The sequence below is a fragment of the Desulfurellaceae bacterium genome (assembly GCA_021296095.1).
In the GTDB taxonomy this organism is placed as follows: domain Bacteria; phylum Desulfobacterota; class Binatia; order Bin18; family Bin18; genus JAAXHF01.
This window is the reverse complement of record JAGWBB010000165.1, coordinates 4,715-5,232: the sequence shown is the minus strand read 5'-3', so window position 1 is coordinate 5,232 and position 518 is coordinate 4,715. Positions and strand designations below refer to the sequence as shown.

Here is a 518-nt window from a genome sequence, read left to right as displayed (position 1 = left end):
GGTCAGTGGCAACGCGCCGCCGGTCATCGCAGCCCTCGCCGATGTGGACCTGTACGGGGCCCTCCCGACCCAGATCCCCCTCACCGTCACCGACGCAGATGGGGACCCCCTCACGCTGACGGCCAGCTCGTCGGCTCCGAGCATCGCCACGGTGAGCCTGACAGGGCTGACCCTGACCCTCACGGGGGGCGTCCAGGGCGAGGCGACGATCACGGTCACGGCAGATGACGGGAGCGGCGCGGGCAATGCCACGACCACCACGACCTTCAGCGTCTTCACCGGGCAGCCCTACTGGGCAGCGTTCACTGCGGTGAGTGGGGGGCGACAGCATAGCTGCGGGCTGCGCGCCGACGAGACGCTCATCTGCTGGGGCGATGAAACCGATAACCAAGTCAGCAATACCCCGACCGGGACCTTTCTCGAGGTCTGTGCGGGCGGGGATCACAGCTGCGGGCTCCAGACCGACGACACCCTCGTCTGCTGGGGCGCAGACACCTAGAACCAAGTCACGAAAACCC

At 67.8% G+C, this 518-nt stretch carries 1 protein-coding gene; it reads left to right on the top strand.

Annotated elements, in window-relative coordinates:
- On the top strand, positions 1 to 499 hold a 499-nt coding region (locus tag J4F42_22245; protein MCE2488244.1), incomplete at its 5' end, for an Ig-like domain-containing protein.
- Between the last annotated feature and the right edge of the window lie 19 nt (positions 500 to 518).